Origin of the sequence: Halomonas sp. A29 (assembly GCF_046723295.1) — a bacterium.
Classification (GTDB): Bacteria; Pseudomonadota; Gammaproteobacteria; order Pseudomonadales; family Halomonadaceae; genus Halomonas.
In genome coordinates this window covers 265,627-278,987 of the sequence record NZ_JAXQPR010000001.1, presented here as the reverse complement: position 1 = coordinate 278,987, position 13,361 = coordinate 265,627, and the positions used below count along the sequence as shown (strand labels likewise).

General features: G+C 63.1%; 18 protein-coding genes. 9 read left to right on the top strand and 9 right to left on the bottom strand.

The window, feature by feature from the left end:
- Positions 1–90: 90 nt before the first annotated feature.
- Positions 91–810, bottom strand: coding sequence for an FMN-dependent NADH-azoreductase (locus SPH52_RS01335; protein ID WP_411793194.1), 720 nt, complete (start codon positions 808–810; stop codon positions 91–93).
- Positions 811–950: 140 nt separating this feature from the next.
- On the opposite strand from SPH52_RS01335, the gene SPH52_RS01330 reads away from it, so the two are divergent.
- Entirely contained in the window at positions 951–1,871 is a 921-nt protein-coding gene (locus SPH52_RS01330; RefSeq protein ID WP_411793193.1) for a LysR substrate-binding domain-containing protein, read from the top strand.
- Here the strand turns inward: SPH52_RS01330 and sigJ are convergent.
- The 4 genes from sigJ to SPH52_RS01310 form a co-directional block, all read right to left on the bottom strand.
- The gene (gene sigJ / locus SPH52_RS01325; protein ID WP_411793192.1) at positions 1,866–2,738 is read right to left on the bottom strand and encodes an RNA polymerase sigma factor SigJ; all 873 of its coding nucleotides are present in this window, start codon (positions 2,736–2,738) and stop codon (positions 1,866–1,868) included. The two genes, SPH52_RS01330 and sigJ, sit on opposite strands and share 6 nt — an antisense overlap.
- Complete coding sequence (locus SPH52_RS01320; protein ID WP_411793191.1) at positions 2,738–3,070, bottom strand: putative quinol monooxygenase; 333 nt, start codon at positions 3,068–3,070, stop codon at positions 2,738–2,740. The genes sigJ and SPH52_RS01320 overlap by 1 nt, the downstream gene beginning before the upstream one ends.
- Positions 3,071–3,291: 221 nt before the next feature.
- Positions 3,292–3,729, bottom strand: a complete 438-nt coding sequence (locus SPH52_RS01315; RefSeq protein ID WP_411793190.1) for a VOC family protein — start codon at positions 3,727–3,729, stop codon at positions 3,292–3,294.
- 67 nt (positions 3,730–3,796) lie between these two features.
- Entirely contained in the window at positions 3,797–4,756 is a 960-nt protein-coding gene (locus SPH52_RS01310) for a helix-turn-helix transcriptional regulator (protein WP_411793189.1), read from the bottom strand.
- A gap of 113 nt (positions 4,757–4,869) precedes the next feature.
- On the opposite strand from SPH52_RS01310, the gene SPH52_RS01305 reads away from it, so the two are divergent.
- The 4 genes from SPH52_RS01305 (at position 4,870) to SPH52_RS01290 (ending at position 7,433) form a co-directional block, all read left to right on the top strand.
- On the top strand, positions 4,870–5,592 hold the full coding sequence (locus SPH52_RS01305) for a glutathione S-transferase family protein (protein ID WP_411793188.1): 723 nt from the start codon (positions 4,870–4,872) through the stop codon (positions 5,590–5,592).
- Positions 5,593–5,693: 101 nt separating this feature from the next.
- The gene (locus SPH52_RS01300; protein ID WP_411793187.1) at positions 5,694–6,152 is read left to right on the top strand and encodes a cupin domain-containing protein; all 459 of its coding nucleotides are present in this window, start codon (positions 5,694–5,696) and stop codon (positions 6,150–6,152) included.
- Between the two features lie 136 nt (positions 6,153–6,288).
- The gene (locus SPH52_RS01295) at positions 6,289–6,465 is read left to right on the top strand and encodes a hypothetical protein (protein ID WP_411793186.1); all 177 of its coding nucleotides are present in this window, start codon (positions 6,289–6,291) and stop codon (positions 6,463–6,465) included.
- Between the two features lie 95 nt (positions 6,466–6,560).
- The gene (locus SPH52_RS01290; protein ID WP_411793185.1) at positions 6,561–7,433 is read left to right on the top strand and encodes a DMT family transporter; all 873 of its coding nucleotides are present in this window, start codon (positions 6,561–6,563) and stop codon (positions 7,431–7,433) included.
- A gap of 33 nt (positions 7,434–7,466) precedes the next feature.
- Here the strand turns inward: SPH52_RS01290 and SPH52_RS01285 are convergent, their stop codons facing one another.
- Both SPH52_RS01285 and SPH52_RS01280 read right to left on the bottom strand, forming a co-directional pair.
- Complete coding sequence (locus SPH52_RS01285) at positions 7,467–7,817, bottom strand: antibiotic biosynthesis monooxygenase family protein (RefSeq protein ID WP_411793184.1); 351 nt, start codon at positions 7,815–7,817, stop codon at positions 7,467–7,469.
- A 54-nt stretch (positions 7,818–7,871) separates the two neighbouring features.
- Positions 7,872–8,090, bottom strand: coding sequence for a hypothetical protein (locus SPH52_RS01280; RefSeq protein ID WP_411793183.1), 219 nt, complete (start codon positions 8,088–8,090; stop codon positions 7,872–7,874).
- Positions 8,091–8,178: 88 nt separating this feature from the next.
- Between SPH52_RS01280 and SPH52_RS01275 the strand changes: the two genes are divergently transcribed.
- Positions 8,179–8,904 (top strand): ArsR/SmtB family transcription factor, encoded by a 726-nt coding sequence (locus tag SPH52_RS01275; protein WP_411793182.1) that lies wholly within the window; start codon positions 8,179–8,181, stop codon positions 8,902–8,904.
- 33 nt (positions 8,905–8,937) lie between these two features.
- Here the strand turns inward: SPH52_RS01275 and SPH52_RS01270 are convergent, their stop codons facing one another.
- Positions 8,938–9,708: an SDR family oxidoreductase gene (locus SPH52_RS01270; protein WP_411793181.1), complete on the bottom strand. Its 771-nt coding sequence runs from the start codon at positions 9,706–9,708 to the stop codon at positions 8,938–8,940.
- A 249-nt stretch (positions 9,709–9,957) separates the two neighbouring features.
- On the opposite strand from SPH52_RS01270, the gene ada reads away from it, so the two are divergent.
- Positions 9,958–11,067 carry a bifunctional DNA-binding transcriptional regulator/O6-methylguanine-DNA methyltransferase Ada gene (gene ada, locus SPH52_RS01265; RefSeq protein WP_411793180.1) on the top strand — a complete coding sequence of 370 codons (1,110 nt, stop codon included), beginning with the start codon at positions 9,958–9,960 and terminating at the stop codon, positions 11,065–11,067.
- Positions 11,068–11,080: 13 nt separating this feature from the next.
- On the opposite strand, the gene SPH52_RS01260 is transcribed toward ada, so the two are convergent.
- Complete coding sequence (locus SPH52_RS01260; protein ID WP_411793179.1) at positions 11,081–11,629, bottom strand: Lrp/AsnC family transcriptional regulator; 549 nt, start codon at positions 11,627–11,629, stop codon at positions 11,081–11,083.
- A 67-nt stretch (positions 11,630–11,696) separates the two neighbouring features.
- Here SPH52_RS01260 and SPH52_RS01255 point away from each other — a divergent pair, with 67 nt between their 5' ends.
- Both SPH52_RS01255 and SPH52_RS01250 read left to right on the top strand, forming a co-directional pair.
- Positions 11,697–12,866 carry an MFS transporter gene (locus SPH52_RS01255; RefSeq protein WP_411793178.1) on the top strand — a complete coding sequence of 390 codons (1,170 nt, stop codon included), beginning with the start codon at positions 11,697–11,699 and terminating at the stop codon, positions 12,864–12,866.
- A gap of 25 nt (positions 12,867–12,891) precedes the next feature.
- The gene (locus tag SPH52_RS01250; protein ID WP_411793177.1) at positions 12,892–13,287 is read left to right on the top strand and encodes a VOC family protein; all 396 of its coding nucleotides are present in this window, start codon (positions 12,892–12,894) and stop codon (positions 13,285–13,287) included.
- The last annotated feature ends 74 nt before the right edge of the window (positions 13,288–13,361 follow it).

Sequence of the window (13,361 nt, the reverse complement as noted above, 5' to 3'; positions counted from 1 at the left end):
AGCCTCTATTGGAGGAGTGTCGAGAAAAAACAAAGGCCATCCCTCCAGAGCGATGGCCTTTGTTTTCATTGCTACGTGTATAAAGGGCTCTTAGGCCGGTTGCGTCAGGCGTGGCGTTGTCACTTCGCTATGCAAACTCTCGACCAGCCGATCGATACGCTCCAGCGCGCTCTCGGTCGAAGCCGCCAGCGCTTCGCCGCCTTCCTCCTGATGCTCGATGGCGATGTCGTGGAAGTCGCCGATACCGATGAACTGCAGGGCGGTGCGCACGCTCGGCTCAAGGTGATTGAGGGCGGCCAGGGGGCGTCCCGGGTCGAAGTCGTAACCGCCGCGAGAGGAGAGCAGCACGGCGTGACGGGGGCGGTCGGCCAGCAGCGGCACGTAGCTCTCCAGCGGCAGGTGAGGGTGGGCGGTGTACTGCGGGTCGAAATCGACGGTGCGGCCCAAGCGGACGATATTGTCGATCCAGGCCTTGAAGGCGGCCGGGGGGCCGAAGTTGTACATCGGCACGCCGAGAACCAGGATGTCGGTCCGTACGACCTCGTCGACCAGCGTATCGCTCTCGGCAAGCACGGTCCGCATTGGCTCGGTTTGCTGCTCGGCGGGCGTGAAGGCGGCTTCGATCCATTCGACGCTGGTCAGCTGTGGCGAGGACAAGCCGATATCGCGATAGATGATTTCGGCATCCGGCTCCCGGGCACGCCAGCGGGAAACGAAGTGGTGGGTAAGCCGGCGGCTATGCGAACCGTGATCATGGCTGCCAGCGCGGCCGGGGCGCGGGCTGGCATCGAGGTGAAGTAGACGGGTCATGGGATTTCTCCTTCGCTGGGTGTAGGATCATTCGAATGAGTTGGTTTCAGTTGTGTTTTCTTGCTTAGGCCATCAAGCCAGAAGCAGAGTAGGGCAACAAACGATGATTCTTTTTCGCTAATGGAAAATAAAACTCAGCCATGACGCCGCGCCGATTGCCTTCTCTCTCTGCCCTGCGCGCCTTCGAGGCCGCGGCACGACACCTCAGTGCCAAGCGGGCTGCCGAGGAACTCTCGGTGACGCCGACGGCGATCAGCCACCAGATCCGCCAATTGGAGGAGAGCTTGGGTATCGCCCTGTTCGTGCGCAGGCCACGGCAGCTGATATTGACGGCCCAGGGGCAGACGCTGCTGGCGGTGCTGAGCGACTCCTTCGACGCCATCGCCGAAACGGTGACCAAGCTGCGCCGGCCTCCCTCGCGCCATAGCGTGAAGCTCTCGACCACGCCAGCCGTGGCCGCGCGCTGGCTGCTGCCTTGGGTGTGTTTGCTGCGCGACGCCCACCCGCAGATCGACCTGAGCATTCAAGTCTCCCACCAAGCAGTCGCCCTGGACGGCATCGTCGCGGACATGGCGATTCGCTATGGAGAAGGCCCCTGGCCCGGGCTGGTCGCAGAGAAGCTGTTCGACAATGTCTTCGTGCCCGTCTGCAGCCCCTCGCTGGGGCTGCGTGACCCCGCCGAGCTGGTGCGCCATACGCTGCTCCACTTCTCTTCACCCGCGCCGTTGGACTGGGCGGCCTGGCAGCGCCAGGTCCAGGTGCCAGGGCTCGACGTCAGCGCCGGGCTGATGTTCTCCGACGAAACCCACGGCATCACCGCTGCATTGGATGGCCAGGGCGTGGCCCTGATGAGCCGGTATCTGATCGAGGAGGAGCTGCGTCAGGGGCGCCTGGCCCAGCCATTCGGCCCTGAGATAAAGGCTGCTCCCTTCCAGCTCGTCTACCCGCCCGAGCGGCTCGAAGAGCCGGCCATCGCTGCCGTGCGTGATTGGGTCATGGGATTGTTGGACTCCCCATCGAGAGAGAGTGCCTGCCGTTCGATCGTCGAGCGCCACTCATAACGTCAGCCGTGCCAGCTTGTCGGGATTGCGCACGATGAAGATGTCGCTGGCCTGCCCTGAGCGGTCGTAGCCGAAGGTAACCGTGGCGACGACGCTTCCTTCTCGATGCATCACGAAACCGGGGCCACCGTTGATATCGGCTTCGCGCCATTGGTAGTCGGACCAGTAACCGCGCAGCCGGCTCACCAGGAAGGTCAGCACTTCCTCCAGGCCGTGCAACGGCTCGAGCAGGGTGGGCACCTTGCCGCCGCCGTCGGCGCTGAGGCGCACCTCGGCCGAGAGTAGATTGGCAAGCCGTGCCGTGGCGCCTTCGGCAACGGCGAGCCGGAAGGCCTCGAGCAGCGCCTGCTGTCGATCACGTGGTGGAGCGAACCTCTGCTCGTTCGACTGCAGGTTGGCCCGTGCCCGTGACACCAGCTTGCGGCAGGCCGGCTCCTGGAGTTCGAGCATGGCGGCGATCTCGGTATACGAAGTATCGAAGATCTCATGCAGCAAGTAGGCGGCACGCTCCTTGGGCGACAGTCGTTCCAACAGCAGCATGAAGGCCGTGGAGAGCGAGTCGGCAAGCAGGGCGCCATCCTCGGCGGCGGCAACGGTGGGTGTCGGGATCGGCTCGGGTAGCCAGGCGCCTACATAGTCGACCCTGGCCCGATGGGCGTTGCCCAGCAGATCGAGGCAGCGCCGGGTGCAGGCCGTTGTCAGCCAGGCGATGGGCGTATCGATCGTATCCCGGTCCACCGCCTGCCACTTGAGGAAGGTGTCCTGCACCGCATCCTCGGCGTCGGCGCGCGAGCCGAGGATGCGATAGGCCAGCCCCAACAGCATGGGGCGGGCCTCTTCGAAGCGAAGCAAGTCGGCAGAAGGCATCAGGCTGTCTCGGTTACCGGAGCCGCCATGCTCTTGGCCCAGGCCACCGTGGCGGCGTGGATCACGGGCGGGTGGGCAAGCAGGGGCGACACCGCGGCGATATAGGCGTCGTAGGCCGGCCCCTGCATGAAGGCCTGCGGGTCCGCGCCGTCGGCATAGCGCTGGAAGACGCGGATCGTATCGGGGTCGCTGTCATCGTAGCAGTAGAAATAGGCGTCGTGGACCTGGCGCGACTCGATACTGGGCGCCAAGTGGGTTTCCCAGGCGCGGCGCACTTCGTCGCGCTTGCCGGGTAGTGCCTTGTGGGTGATGAAAAGCGTGCTCTGGCTCATGCATGACTCCTGAATCGTTGCGGTAAAGATCGAGAAGTGAAGGCCAGCGGCCGTCACTGACATGACGATTCAGGAAGGCATCGTGTGACATCGCTTGGTCAGGCGATGTGCTTATTGGTAGCGAGATCACTCGTGGTTATCGTGAAGCGAGTACACCGCCCGGCGGCGAAGGCGCGGGCCTTCATCGATTTGCTGACCGGGCGGCAAAGGGCGGAACTGCCCTAGGCGGCAGCTTGCTCTTCCTTGTCGTAATTGATCATCCAGGCGACGCCGTATCGATCCGTCAGCATGCCGAAGCGATGTGCCCAGAAGGTCTCTTCGAGCGGCATCTGCACGCTGGCGTTGTCGGCCAGGGCGTTGAACAGGCGCTCGGCCTCCTGCACGGAGTCGACGCCGACCGCAATACTCGCGCCCTTGATACCTTCATAGGGTGCGGGGCAGGCGGGGGAGTTGTCCGATGCCATCAGCGTCTGATTGCCGATACGCAGCCGGGCGTGCATGACCAGATTACCGGCTTCCTCGGGAATCTCCATGCCTTCGCTGGCGGGCATTTCGGCGTAGGTGGCCATGGCCTCGAGCTTGGCATCGAAGCAGCGCTGATAGAATTCGAAAGCCTCGCGGCAGTTGCCGTCGAAGATCAGGTAGGTAGAAAGCTGCATATTGGGTCTCCATGGTTGTTGTTGGTGCTACTTCTCTACATCGACTCAACATAGTCGCTTTCGACATTCACGCTTCTTTTCTTTCTGCCTGCCGCTGGAGGCGGGCAGCCTGCCCCAGGAGAGCGTCGCGTAGCTCGGGTGGGTCGAGGATCTCGAAGTCGAAGGGTTGGTGGGCGAGCTGACGGGCGAACCAAACCAGGCTGTCGGTGCGGGCGTGGAGCATGACGGCGTTTCCGTCGGGTGTGAACACGCCGATATTGCGGCCCAGCTCTTCAACGGCATGGGCAAGGTCGGTGTGCAGGCGCACGCTGACGGCGGTGGCCCGGGGCAGGCTGGCGATGCTGCTGGCCAAGTGCTCGGCGGGATCGAAATCGACGGGGCGCTCGAAGCTGGCTTCGAGAGGCGTGGCTTCAATGATGCGATCGAGGCGAAAGCTGCGAATGTCGCGGCGCAGGTGGCACCAGCCGCTCACATACCAGCGTCCACCACGGAAGATCAGCCCATAGGGGTTGAGTACACGCTGAGTCAGCTGCTCTCGATCATCTTGATAGTCGAGACGCACACGTTGGCGGCCCTGGGTAGCGCTGGCGAACAGGATCAGCAGGCGTTCGTCGCCCGGGGCGCGTGCCGACGGCAATTCCAGACGTGCGCTTTCGCTCAGGGCGTGCGCTTGCTGCTTCAACTTGGCGGGCATGACCCGCTCCAGCTTGGCCCGCGCGGTTTCCAGTGCCGGAGCGGTCTCAGCAATGCCCAGCCCCTGGGCCGCGAGCAGCCCCAGCGAGACGGCCAGTGCCTCTTCGCTGGTCAGCATCAGCGGCGGCAGCTTGAAGCCAGGCATCAGGCGATAGCCGCCGTGCCGCCCCCGCTCGGTGGTGACGGGAATGCCGAGCTCTTCCAAGGCTTGGATGTAGCGGCGCAGCGTACGGCGGTCGACGTCCAGCCGCTCTGCCAGCTCCCGGCCGCTCATGTGGCGGTGAGTCTGCAGCAGTTCCAGCAGCGTCAGTACACGAACGGTCGGGTTGGCCAATCTGATCTTCCTGATTTAAATAGGACGTTATTTGTCCTATTTAGCCATTACCTTGCTGACAAGGCCAGACGCAGAGGGCGCTGGCTATTTCCAACTTAGCAAGGAGCAAGACAATGGAACCCGTTCTCTTCTATGGCGTACCGCAAGGCTGTTCGTTCGGCTCCATCGTGGCGTTAGAGTGGCAGGGCCAACCCTACCGGCTGTGCCGCATCGAAATGATGGAACACCCTTGGGATGCGCTCTACGCCAAAGTAAATCCCCTGTTCCAGACCCCGGCGTTGCTGCCGGAAGACGGTGAGCCTCTGGCCGAGAGCCTGGCGATTCTGCAGCACTTGGCGGCACGCGACCTCGAGACGCGTTTGGGCTTCGAGCAGGGCAGCCGGGAATTCGATCGACTCAACCAGATGCTGGCCTATCTCAACACCGATTTCTTCTCGTCATTCAATCCGCTGTGGTGGCTGTACGAAACCCAAGGGTTGAGCGGCGTGGAGCAGGAGGTGCTGCGTCGGCTGGGACGCGAGAAAGTCGCCGAGGGCTGTGCCTACCTCGATGGCTTGTTGGCCGAGCGCGAGTGGCTGCTGGGCGATGAGCGCAGCATGGCGGATGCCTATTTCGTCGGCATCGCCCGCTGGGCCGAGTACCACCGGTTGTTCGATCTCAAGAGTGACTATCCCAACCTGGCTCGGCATCTGGCGAAGCTTCGGGACGATCCTGCCGTGCAGTTCGCCGAGGCCATCGAGCGCGGCGAGCAGCCGAAAGGGAAGGGGCACTTCAGGGGGCATGTCACCCTGAAAGAACTCGAGTCGCGCTTGGCCCCTGAAGCACTCTCTGCCTGAGTATTGTTACGGGCTGGCTCGAGCCAAGGCAGTCGAGCGCCGCCGCGCACGCTATGATCAGGCGATGCCCTGGCGGCGACTCGACACCAAGGAGAACCGGCATGTACCTATCGGCGCAGGATATCGAATCCCTTGAGGGCGTGAGGAAGGTGCACCTTCTCAACGTCAAGGCCGTACGCATCAACAAGTCGCTGGGGGATGCCGTGGGCATGACCCAGCTCGGGATCCACCAGATCAGCGTGCCCCCCGGCCATTACTCGACCGAGTACCATTGCCATCGCTACGAGGAGGAAGCCATCTACGTGTTGTCGGGGCGCGGCGTGGCCACCTTGGGCGAGCGCAAGCAGCCGATCGGCCCTGGCGACTTCATCGGCTGTCCTATCAACGGTGTGGCCCATGAAATGTACAACGACGGCGATGAGCCACTGGTGTGCCTGATGGTGGGTCAGCGGTTGACCCAGGACGTTTCCGACTACCCGCGCCTGGGCAAGCGCCTGTATCGCAACAGCGGCGAATGGAACCTGGTCGATCACGCTGCCATCGAGCATGTGCCCCGGTAGCCGTGTGGCTCACGCATTCAAAGCTTCCCGGTAAGTAAGGGCTTACCGGGGCGCTGTTCGATTCGTGGCAGATTGACCTTTGCGTTCGTCGTGCTATGTTCATCAGGTCTGGCAACCGCAACGAGACTGCTCTGACATGACCCTGCCGATACGCACTTCGCTTTCCGCACCGATGGCCGCCCCGGCCATGGCGTTGGTGCGTGCGGCATCGCCACCTCCCGTTCCACCTGTCGCTCCGCCGCTCGGCGTTTCGCCGCCAGCGGGGCTCGACATGGCCGGCGTTTCACCGCCGCCCATGTGCGCTCTGGGCTGACCTCCAGCCCACCAAGCTGCCTCAGCTTTCCATCGTTCGGCATTGCTTCCAGTGCCGGCTGAGGCCTGTGCGTCTCTAGACAGGTGAAAGTCACCATGACAAACCATTCCGTTGCCTGGACCGCTCATGCGTCCACGGCGCTCTTCGTGCTGCTGTGGGGCAGTGGCGCCATCTTCACCAAATGGGGGCTGGACCATGCCCCGGCCTTTGCATTTCTGCTGCTGCGCTTTGGCCTGGCACTGACCGTACTGATGGCCATCGGGCTTTACCGACGACGCTGGCTGCCCGCGCCTGGCACACGCCTGCGCATCGCCGGCACTGGCCTGCTGCTGATAGGTGCCTATTCGATCTGCTATTTCCTGGCCATGGAGCAAGGCATCACGCCCGGGGTGTTGGCTACCTTGCTGGGCATACAGCCGATTCTCACCCTGATGCTGCTGGAGCGACGCTTCGCGCCGATGAGAATGGCGGGGCTCTGCGTGGCGCTGCTGGGGTTGGTGCTGGTGGTCTACCAGAGCGTCGTTCTGGTGCGCTTTTCCCTGGTAGGGGTGGGCTTCGCCCTGGGCGCGCTGGGGTGCATGACGGCGGGTGCCATCATGCAGAAGCGCATCCGGCAGTCGCCCGCTGAGGTCCTGCCGTTGCAGTACGTGGCAAGCCTTCTGCTGTGCCTGCCTTTCGCTGCGGTTCAGCCGGTGGCATTCGAGCCGACTTGGGAATTCCTGATCCCGCTGCTCTGGCTAGCTTTGGTCATCTCGGTGGTGGCGCAGTTGCTGCTTTATCGTTTGATTCAGGCCGGCAATCTGGTCAACGTCACCAGCCTGTTCTATCTGGTGCCGGCGGCCACCGCTGTGATGGACTACCTGTTCCTCGGCAATGCGCTGCCCATGCTCAGCCTGGCGGGGATGGCGCTTATCCTGCTGGGCCTGGCACTGGTATTCCGTCAGCCGGTAACGGCATCTCGGCAATAGGGAGAAAAAGCGGCGTCTGTCAGCCGCGAGTGTTCACGGAGCATCGTGGCGCTCGCGGCTGTCCGCAGGCGCCTGTTCGCGTTCGTTCATGCCGTAGTCGCGCATCACCGTGGCGACGCGCAGGCGATAGTCGTCGAACACTACTTCACGACCCTGGGCCTGGGCGCTGCGGTGGCGTTCGAGCTGGCGCCATTGGGCGACGGCCTGCTCGTCGCGCCAGAAGGAGAGTGAGAGCACCTTGCCCGGCTGGGTCAGGCTCTCGAAGCGCTCGATGGAGATGAAGCCATCGATCTCGTCGAGCAGCGGACGCAGGCTGGCAGCAATATCGAGGTATCGGTCGCGGCGGCCGGATTTGGGGATGACTTCGAAGATAACGGCGATCATGGGAACTCCTGATTCAGACAGTTTGAGGCATCTGGAAGCTACAACGGCTTAACTCTAGGGGGTAAAACGTTCCGGGTTGATCGGCACCAGCTTGCCGCGTTCCCAGCGTAAGCCGATGTCCCTGAGCATGCGAGGATCGCAGTCGCGCAGCAGGGCATCGCGCTGTCGATTGGCGTAGTAGTTGCGTACGGCGAGAAGCAGACGACGGGCAGTCCGTAGTGGGTAAGGGCCGTGATGTGTGACGGCCGTCGGTGGCTTGTCTGGCGTAGTCATGGGTGGTTCCGGGCCGTTGTTTGGTCGCTCAATTGTGTTCCGTTGGCCTATGCTTGTCAGACATAAACCGTTAGGCGTGGAGCTAACTATGGATGAGCCGGACCTGCCACGCCTCGCCCGTACCATTGGCGAGCCGACCCGGATGGGCATGTTGGCGCTGCTGATGGAGGGGCGAGCATTGACCGCCAAGGAGCTTGCCTACGGCTGTGGCGTGCAGCCGGGCACGGCGACGGAGCATCTCAAGCGGCTCCAGCGCGACGGGCTGATCGAATCGACGGCACAAGGGCGGCACAAGTACTACCGGCTGGCGACAGCCGAGGTGGCGCATGCCGTCGAGGCGCTGATGGTGGTGGCCAAACCGCTGAAGGTGGTGTCGCCGTGCAGACGGCCAGCCGGGGCCATGGGCGCCGCGCGATTCTGCTACGACCACTTGGCGGGTGAACTGGGAACGCGGATGACGGCGGTACTGCTCGATAGGGAGTTCTTGGTGGCAGATGGCGATGCCATGAACGTGACGGAGCGCGGCGAGGCCTGGTTCACGGACTTCGGCATCAATATCGCTTCCCTGCGCAAGCGCCGCCGGCGTTTCGCCTATCCTTGCCTCGACTGGAGTGAACGGCGCGACCATCTCGGCGGGGCGCTGGGTGCCGCCATGGCCGAGCGCCTGCTGGAACTCGGCTGGATCAGCCGGCAGAAGCACTCGCGGGTGGTGAGTATCAGCGAGCTGGGTCATCGAGCACTGGTGCGGGAGTTCGGGCTCGTACTTGAACCCCTTAATACCACAGTTGAAGAGGTGAGTGGCGCTGCCCGGTAAGTAAGTGCTTACCGGGGCGCCATTTCCTGGCAATCAGGTTCGGTTGATAGAGACACCGCCATCGGCCAGCATCGCCATGCCGGTGACGAAGCTGGCATCGTCGCAAGCCAGGTAGAGCGCCGCCTGGGCGATCTCTTTCGGCGTAGCCATGCGCTTGAGCGCGTGCAGGTTCTCGACGAAGGCCAGGACTTCCGGCCCGGCGTCGGGGGCGTTGGTGATGCTGGCCGGCGTATCGGTGCCTCCCGGTAGCAGCGCGTTGACGCGGATGCCGTTGGGTCCCAGCTCCGCGGCAAGGCACTTCATCAGGCCCAGGATGCCGGCCTTGCTGGCGCCGTAGGCCGCCATGCCGGGCATGCCGACGGTATGGCCGACGAAACTCGAAGTGAACAGCAGGCTGCCACCGCCTCGCTGCAGCAGCGCCGGTATCTGGTGTTTGGCACCCAGGAAGGCACCGTTCAGGTTGGTATGCATGACGTCGTGCCAATCGCTCGAAGCCATGTCCTGCAGCGGCCCCATAGGGCCGATGATGCCGGCGTTGTTGAAGGCGATATCGAGCCCTCCGAATCTCTCCAGGGCGGTAGTGACCAGGCGCTGGGCCAGGTGCTCGTCGCATACGTCTCCGGCGACGGCAACGGCGGTGCCGCCATCGCGAGCGATGGCTTCGACCAGAGCATCGAGTTCGTCCCGACGGCGTGCACTTACTATCACGCGGGCGCCTTCGCTGGCGAACAGCCGAGCGGTGGCATGGCCGATTCCTGAGCTGGCCCCGGTGACGATGGCGATCTTTCCGGCAAGTCGGTTCATAGCGGTATTCTCCGTGGGTAGGTATGGGGTCATTGGCGATCCCATGCTTACCTTGCCGGCCTCGGAATAAGCCATCACTCCGCTTATTGCCGTCAAAAAATCTGGCGGTTCGATGGTGCTATGCTGCGGGTGTTGCGAATGCTGCGATGAGGCGGGCTCACTTTGAAAGCAAGGGACGGAGTGTGCCAGGCGGGTCCAGGACTCATCCTGAACTCACGGAGAACGCCGAACCCACAGCGGAGGCCCGCCATGAACGAGACACCCACCCCTACATTTGCCACCTTCGATTCCGATGAAGCGAAGTGGGCAGCGGTACTGGCCCGCGATGCTGCGGCGGACGAAGCCTTCGTCTATGCGGTGCGTACCACTGGGGTCTATTGCCGCCCGACGTGTCCATCGCGTCGGCCGCGTCGCGAGAACGCCGAGTTCCATGCCGACGCCGCTGCAGCCGAACGGGCCGGCTATCGGCCGTGCCAGCGCTGCCGCCCCAGGGAGCTCCCACTGGCCCAGCGACACGCCCAGAGCGTCGCCAGGGCCTGCCGCCTCATCGAAACATCCGACGAACTCCCCTCTCTGGACGAATTGGCACACGCCGCCGGGCTGAGTCGCTTCCATTTTCATCGAGTCTTCAAGGCGGGCACGGGGCTGACGCCGAAGGCGTATGCGGTCGCCTGCCGGGCGGGTCGTGTACGCCAGGCGTTGGCGCAACAAGAAACCGTCACCGAGGCGATCTACGAGGCGGGCTTCAATTCCAGCGGGCGCTTTTATGCCGGTTCCAATCGCATGCTCGGCATGACGCCGCAACGGTACCGCTCGGGAGGAAAGGACACGGAGATTCGCTTCGCCCTAGGGGAGTGCTCGCTGGGCAACATTCTAGTCGCGACCAGCGAAAAGGGCATTTGCGCCATTTCCCTGGGCAGCGACCCGGAGCAACTGTTGCAGGAGTTCCAGGATCGTTTCGCCAATGCCAATCTGGTCCCGGGGGGAAAGGACTTCGACGCCTGGGTGGCCAAGGTGGTGGGCTTCGTCGAGGCGCCCGGCGTCGGGTTGTCGCTGCCGTTGGACATTCGCGGCACCGCCTTCCAGCAGCGGGTCTGGCAGGCGCTGACCGAGATTCCCGTGGGCGCTACGATCAGCTATGCGGAGTTGGCGCAGCGTATCGGATCACCCCAATCGGTGCGCGCCGTAGCCAGGGCCTGCGCCTCCAATACCATTGCGCTTGCCATTCCCTGCCACCGGGTCGTGCGCAGCGACGGGGCGCTCTCGGGTTACCGTTGGGGCGTGGAGAGAAAGCGTGCGCTGCTCGAGCGTGAAGCGACACAGGGAGATATAGCGGTACTGGAGGACGAACATAGATGAACGTGGCAGCGCTTCACTCTGTAGCGGTACCGAGCGGGTTCATCGTTTCTTCCAATGCTGCGGTGATTCCTGCCTGCGGGGTGCGCTCGAGAAAGGTCGACAGCACTACATAGCTACGCGTGGCCTTGACGCTCGGCAGGGCATAGAGTCGGGCGAGCAGCCCCTCCAAGGCGCGGCTGCTGGCGCAGCGGACCTTGAGCAGCATGCAGGTGTCTCCGGCCACCGAGTGGATCTCCTCGACTTCGGGCAGCTCCGAGAGTGCCAGCAGTTCCTGGGTCTTGCCCCAGCCGGTGGAGTCGACATGGACGAAGGCGAGGAAGGGCTTGCCGGTGGAGGGGCCATCCAGTATCGCCACGGTGCCACGTATACGCCCCGTGGCGCGCAGCCGTTTCACCCGTTCGTGCACGGCCGGCGCCGAGAGCCCGGCGCGATTACCCAGCTCGGCATAGCTGAGCCCGGCGTCCACAGCCAGCTCGCCTAATATTTTTCGGTCGAAGGCGTCCAGAGGGCGTGCCTCCTGGCCCTTGTCCCGAACGGTTTCTGTTTTTTCTGGGTTCGGCATTATCGCAATTGCTCCGAATGAAATTCCTTTCTTCAATGGTAGTGTCGAACTGCATTTGGATCGAGCCGTGATTACTCGTCATCTTCTCCTGTTGACCGCTGCGATTGCCGTGATCGGTGCCAATTCGCTGGCGCTGAGCCCCATTGCCGCCGCGGTGGCGGTATCGTTTCCGGGGCGCAGTGCCGCAGATGTGGTGACGGCCGCGGCTCTCTATGGCCTGGCCACGGCGGGCAGTGCGCTGCTGCTGGCTTCGATGTCCGACCGTATTGGTGCCGAGCGTGCGTTGGGGCGGGCACTGTTGATGCTGGCCGTGTCGCTGGGCTGCGCCGCCCTCTCTCCCGCGCTCTGGGTATTGATTGCCGCCCAGACGCTTGCCGGCCTGGCGGCGGGCGTGGCGCTGCCGGCGATCTATACCCTCACGGCGCAGGTGGCGGCGAAAGGGCGCGAGAGTCAGACCCTGAGCTTCGTGCTGACGGGATGGACGCTGAGTCTGGTGGTGGGGGTCGGTCTGGCGGCGCTGTTGGCCGATCTGCTGCACTGGCGTGCTGTCTTCTCCCTCCTGGCGCTGGCCGCCGTGGGGTTGGCCCTCGGGATCTCGCGCTGTCACGATTGGGGTGTGAGCGCGGTCGGTGAGGCGCCGAGCTCAAGCCTCAAGGCGCTGCGAACTCCCGGCATTCATTCGGTGCTGCTGAACGTCGCGGCCTACATGACGGCGTTCTATGGCTTGTATACCTATCTAGGCCCGCACCTGGGCGAGGTGCTACAACGTCCCACATCCTTTGCCGGGCTGGCCATTGCCGTCTATGGCCTGGGCTTCGGCGTTGCCGCACCGCTGGGTCGGCTGGTCGACCGCTACGGCGCGACGGCTGCCGCATGCGTGACCTTTGCCGGCTTGATGCTCGTTTACCTGGGCTTGATGGCAACTGCCACACTTCCGATGGCGTTGGTGGCGCTTTGCCTTGTCTGGGGCGTGGCCAATCATCTCGGCTTGAACCTGCTCATGCGTCAGTTGGCCGAGATCAATCCAGCGCAGCGAGGGGCCATCATGGGGTTGTACAGCGCCATCACATATTTGTGCATGTTTACCGGTGCGCTGCTCTATCGGCCGATTTTCGCGCACTTTGGCTTTGCCACCTGTGCCTGGGCCTCGGCGATGCTGGTGCTTCCGGCATTGGGTTGGGCGCTGGGGCAGTGGCGAAGAAAGCAGTCTGAACTACGCTGTCGTCCGGAGGCATGATGAATTTGGAAAGGAGGTAATCGATATGATCGCTTACACCATGGTTGGGACGAGAAATTTAGAGCAGGCACTGAAATTCTATGGCCCTCTTTTCGCCGAAATGGGCTGGGATGTCTGCTGGAAAGATGATTCGTGTGCTTCCTATGGGAAAGAAACCGATCTCGACTTTCCCAGGTTCTTTGTCGGTTATCCCTTCGATGGTCAGGAAGCCAATGTCGGCAATGGCACCATGACAGCGTTTCAGTTTGCTGCCCCTGAGCAGGTCGACAAGTTATACGAAATAGCCATCGACAATGGAGGCAGTGACGAAGGGGCTCCAGGCTACCGGCCTCAATACGGCGAAGGTTTCTATGCAGCCTATGTTCGTGATTGCGACGGCAATAAATTGGCGTTTGTCGTTTATCCGAGAGAGGCTGAGTGACTCAGTGACAGCGGTGATTACCCTCGCGCTGGAGCCTTTCGCTTGCGCAGATGTCCGTACCCTATGCCAAAGAA

Bases quoted from the DNA above. Each gene is read 5' to 3' on its own strand.
- SPH52_RS01335 (WP_411793194.1), bottom strand. From the start codon at position 810: ATGACCCGTCTACTTCACCTCGATGCCAGCCCGCGCCCCGGCCGCGCT.
- SPH52_RS01330 (WP_411793193.1), top strand. From the start codon at position 951: ATGACGCCGCGCCGATTGCCTTCTCTCTCTGCCCTGCGCGCCTTCGAG.
- sigJ (WP_411793192.1), bottom strand. From the start codon at position 2,738: ATGCCTTCTGCCGACTTGCTTCGCTTCGAAGAGGCCCGCCCCATGCTG.
- SPH52_RS01320 (WP_411793191.1), bottom strand. From the start codon at position 3,070: ATGAGCCAGAGCACGCTTTTCATCACCCACAAGGCACTACCCGGCAAG.
- SPH52_RS01315 (WP_411793190.1), bottom strand. From the start codon at position 3,729: ATGCAGCTTTCTACCTACCTGATCTTCGACGGCAACTGCCGCGAGGCT.
- SPH52_RS01305 (WP_411793188.1), top strand. From the start codon at position 4,870: ATGGAACCCGTTCTCTTCTATGGCGTACCGCAAGGCTGTTCGTTCGGC.
- SPH52_RS01300 (WP_411793187.1), top strand. From the start codon at position 5,694: ATGTACCTATCGGCGCAGGATATCGAATCCCTTGAGGGCGTGAGGAAG.
- SPH52_RS01295 (WP_411793186.1), top strand. From the start codon at position 6,289: ATGACCCTGCCGATACGCACTTCGCTTTCCGCACCGATGGCCGCCCCG.
- SPH52_RS01290 (WP_411793185.1), top strand. From the start codon at position 6,561: ATGACAAACCATTCCGTTGCCTGGACCGCTCATGCGTCCACGGCGCTC.
- SPH52_RS01285 (WP_411793184.1), bottom strand. From the start codon at position 7,817: ATGATCGCCGTTATCTTCGAAGTCATCCCCAAATCCGGCCGCCGCGAC.
- SPH52_RS01280 (WP_411793183.1), bottom strand. From the start codon at position 8,090: ATGACTACGCCAGACAAGCCACCGACGGCCGTCACACATCACGGCCCT.
- SPH52_RS01275 (WP_411793182.1), top strand. From the start codon at position 8,179: ATGGATGAGCCGGACCTGCCACGCCTCGCCCGTACCATTGGCGAGCCG.
- SPH52_RS01270 (WP_411793181.1), bottom strand. From the start codon at position 9,708: ATGAACCGACTTGCCGGAAAGATCGCCATCGTCACCGGGGCCAGCTCA.
- ada (WP_411793180.1), top strand. From the start codon at position 9,958: ATGAACGAGACACCCACCCCTACATTTGCCACCTTCGATTCCGATGAA.
- SPH52_RS01260 (WP_411793179.1), bottom strand. From the start codon at position 11,629: ATGCCGAACCCAGAAAAAACAGAAACCGTTCGGGACAAGGGCCAGGAG.
- SPH52_RS01250 (WP_411793177.1), top strand. From the start codon at position 12,892: ATGATCGCTTACACCATGGTTGGGACGAGAAATTTAGAGCAGGCACTG.